At 40.8% G+C, this 1,447-nt stretch carries 1 protein-coding gene and 1 pseudogene; both read left to right on the top strand.

Translation table 11 applies throughout. The features are described from left to right. Positions 1-317, top strand: a 317-nt coding sequence (locus DU53_RS11685; protein WP_304438658.1) for a group II intron maturase-specific domain-containing protein, incomplete at its 5' end; no start/stop codon positions are given. A gap of 161 nt (positions 318-478) precedes the next feature. After that, positions 479-1,206, top strand: a pseudogene (locus tag DU53_RS12070) (IS3-like element ISKol9 family transposase); the annotation flags it as partial. Between the last annotated feature and the right edge of the window lie 241 nt (positions 1,207-1,447).

A 1,447-nucleotide genomic window follows, 5' to 3' on the forward strand; every position in this document is an offset into this window, starting at 1 on the left:
AATTGCTGAGAGGCTTCAGCAATTACTACWAAATAATCGACTGGGTGGGAGTATTCAGAGACCTCATGGGTTGGATAAGAAGGAGATTGAGAGCCATAATCCTGCGACAATGGAAAACGACAAAGAAACTACGCAGGGTGATGAGACAAAAAGGATACAGAGGCGAAATATCCGGAATAAGAATGAACAAATGGAGAAGCTCTCGATCGCGATTGGTCAGTAGGCTACTGCCTAACAAATATTTTCAGAAGATAGGGCTGTATGATATGAAGCTTTCACATGCACCACTGTCGGAGAATCCGATACTCAATCCATGAGCCGTGTACGTTGGCCCGTACGCACGGTTCTGTGAGAGGACGGGGGGATTCCCCCCCCCTCCTACTCGATAACCACTACGTGGTTGATAACGTAATCACCCCCTAAAGAAATAGGACAAGAGATAACGAAGTGATAGTATGAAAGAAAAGGGGGCGAAGGGATGAGAGGCAGAGAACAATATTCAATGGAATTGAAGCTAAAAGTGGTAAAGGAATACGAAGAGGGCCACAAAAACACAAGAGAAATCAGGGAAGAATACGGGATACCGGATTCTACATTATGGGGTTGGATAAACAAATATAGAGCGGAGGGAGAAAGTGCTTTTGAACCGAAACTCAGAGCTGGAGATTTCATTGTTGATCCAACGAAGATACCACCTGTTCTGTACAAAGAGATAGGGCTCGACAAGATAAAGAAAGACCCAAAAGAGCTAAAAGGGGTTCTCAACGAAATCGAGAAATACAAACTCATAATAGCAGAGAAAGAATTGGAAATAAGGTTGCTAAAAGAAGCTCTAAAAAAAACTGGAAAAGGCTAGCAGTTGAACTCTTCGCTGAAACATATATGGGTTATGGTTTTTCAACCTCTTATCTTTTGAGAATCTTTGGAATAACCAGAAGCAGTTACTATCGCAGGAAGAAACCCGTGTTCTTTCTCAAAAAGACAAAACCAGGTAGAAGGCGCAATTACTGTCTAAAGACAAACGGTGAAAAGTTCGAAGATAAAGAGCTTGAAAAACTATTCAAAGACATATACAGCAGAGTGAATCCATATGAACCTGAGTATTATCTGAAAGTATTAGGAAGCAAGAAGCTCAGCAAGTATTTTCTGAATGAATTTGGGATAATAGTGAACCACAAGAAAGTACACAGAATGAGAAAGAAGCTGGTGTCGACATCGATTATAAAATAGTAAAAACGTCGGTCAAAAATGAGCAAAAACATCGGTAAGAATTGAGTAGTAACATCTGAATATCTCAGATAGAAAAGGAGGTATTCAGATGTTAACGGAAAAGCAGGTCTTTGAAATCAGAATATTGTACGTAGAAGAGGGTTAAGCAAGCTAGCAATAGCCAGGCGCYTKGCATTGCTCCCACACCGTAAAGAAATATCTTGAAAAGGAGTGGTGA

It is taken from the genome of Kosmotoga sp. DU53 (assembly GCF_001639905.1).
Lineage (GTDB): Bacteria > Thermotogota > Thermotogae > Petrotogales > Kosmotogaceae > Kosmotoga > Kosmotoga olearia.